Raw genomic sequence first — 1,956 nt, 5'->3', positions numbered from 1 at the left:
AGACCTACGATGAAGCGCTGCTCGACGAGTATGATGGATATGACGTGTCTCTGGAGATTGCGGAGGCGGTAAAAGAAATAATGGGTGCGGAGGGCGGGGATGTCGAAGCTGAAACCACGTGAACGAGATGCAATCGTGCAGGCTCTTCGGGCGGGGGTCGTGCCTAAGCTCGGTTTGCGTCATATACAGGTCGGCCGCGTCCGGGAAATCGAAGAACTGGTCAAAGACATGGATCGGATATCCGATGGCGGTTCCGCCATCCGGTTCATCATCGGCGAATACGGGTCCGGCAAGACGTTCTTCATGAACCTGATCCGCCTTGTTGCCCTCGAGAAGGGTCTGGTGGTGATGTTTGCGGACTTGGCGCCTGACCGGCGTATTCATGCGACCGGCGGACAAGCCCGAGGGCTCTATGCTGAGATGGCTCGTAACCTGTCGACGCGGACGAAGCCCGATGGTGGGGCTTTGGCCAGCGTGGTGGAGCGTTTCGTCAGCCAGGCTCACCGCGATGCTGAGGAACGCGATGTGCCCACGGGGTCAGTCATTCGTGAACGCCTCAGCCACTTTGAAGAACTTACTGGGGGTTTTGAGTTCGCTGAAGTCATCCGTCGATATTGGGAAGGCCATGAGACAGGTGACGACGAGCTGAAATCCGCAGCATTGAGATGGCTGCGCGGTGAATTCGCGACACGCACAGACGCGCGCAAGGCGCTCGGCGTACGCACGATCATCGATGATGCCAGTGTCTACGACCATCTGAAGCTGATGTCGGCATTCGTGTGCGAGGCCGGCTATAAGGGCTTGCTCGTCGGCCTCGACGAGATGGTAAACCTCTACAAGCTAACTTCGTCGCAGGCCCGTAATGCGAACTACGAGCAGATTCTTCGGATCCTCAACGACGTGCTGCAAGGCAGCGCTGAAAACCTCGGCTTCCTGATGGGCGGGACACCGGAATTCTTGATGAACACCCGCCGAGGGCTCTACAGCTACGAGGCCCTTCAGTCGCGTTTGCTCGAGAACACCTTCGCGCGAGACGGTTTGGTCGATCTTTCGGGGCCTGTTGTTCGGCTGGCCAGCCTGACCCCGGAGGACCTCTTCGTTCTTCTGGGCAATGTTAGGCGGATCATGCAAGACGACACTGATGCTTTGCCGGACGCCGCGCTCGAGGCTTTCATGGCGCATTGTTCGGATCGGATCGGCGAAGCCTACTTCCGGACGCCACGCAATACGGTAACGGCCTTCGTGAACCTGCTTTCTGTGCTCGAGCAAAACCCCGGAGTCGAATGGAGCGATCTGATCGAAAAGATCGAGGTCTCCGAAGACCTCGGTGAAGACATGACTGAGGTGGACGAGTCTACCGATGCCCATGACCCTGGTGACGACGATCTGATCAGCTTCAAGCTCTGACGCCGATGAGCAGTGCGTTCGACAAGCTGGCGAGGCCTGTGCAGAAATGGATGCGCCAGCAAGGATGGCGCGAGCTTCGCGACGTCCAGGCGCGATCCATCAGGACGATCTGCGAGACCAACGCTGATTTGATCGTTGCGGCATCGACAGCGGGCGGAAAGACGGAGGCGGCGTTCCTGCCTTTAATTTCCCAGGTGCTCGACGCGCCTGCCAACGGCACCGGCTTCGACCTGCTCTACATCGGTCCGCTGAAAGCGTTGATCACGGATCAGGCCATGCGGCTGGAGGACATCTGCCAAGAGACAGAACTACCAGTTGTCCCGTGGCACGGGGATGTTTCACAGTCGATCAAGACGCGCGCGTTGAAATCTCCCAAAGGGATCCTGCTGATAACCCCAGAGTCCCTTGAAGCGCTTTTCATACGTCGCGGTTTGGAAATCGCGCGCCTGTTCGGGGAGCTATGCGGGATTATGGGTGACGCGGCCTGATCAGGCGGCGCGGTTTTCGGTGGCGTTCTCGGCGACACCGTCGGTGAATGTGACGCCTTCG

Annotated in this window: 2 protein-coding genes; both read left to right on the top strand. The window is 58.6% G+C overall.

The annotated features are described in order from the left end of the window. Positions 1-99: 99 nt before the first annotated feature. Positions 100-1,407 carry an ATP-binding protein gene (locus EV663_RS15485; protein WP_132953433.1) on the top strand — a complete coding sequence of 436 codons (1,308 nt, stop codon included), beginning with the start codon at positions 100-102 and terminating at the stop codon, positions 1,405-1,407. A 5-nt stretch (positions 1,408-1,412) separates the two neighbouring features. After that, the gene (locus EV663_RS15480) at positions 1,413-1,895 is read left to right on the top strand and encodes a DEAD/DEAH box helicase (protein ID WP_243697998.1); all 483 of its coding nucleotides are present in this window, start codon (positions 1,413-1,415) and stop codon (positions 1,893-1,895) included. Positions 1,896-1,956: the final 61 nt, after the last annotated feature.

The sequence above is a fragment of the Rhodovulum bhavnagarense genome (assembly GCF_004343505.1).
GTDB lineage: Bacteria > Pseudomonadota > Alphaproteobacteria > Rhodobacterales > Rhodobacteraceae > Rhodovulum > Rhodovulum bhavnagarense.
The sequence above is the reverse complement of the archived record's forward strand: the minus strand, read 5'-3'. Positions and strand labels throughout refer to the sequence as shown.

Bases quoted from the DNA above. Each gene is read 5' to 3' on its own strand.
- EV663_RS15485 (WP_132953433.1), top strand. From the start codon at position 100: ATGTCGAAGCTGAAACCACGTGAACGAGATGCAATCGTGCAGGCTCTT.
- EV663_RS15480 (WP_243697998.1), top strand. From the start codon at position 1,413: ATGAGCAGTGCGTTCGACAAGCTGGCGAGGCCTGTGCAGAAATGGATG.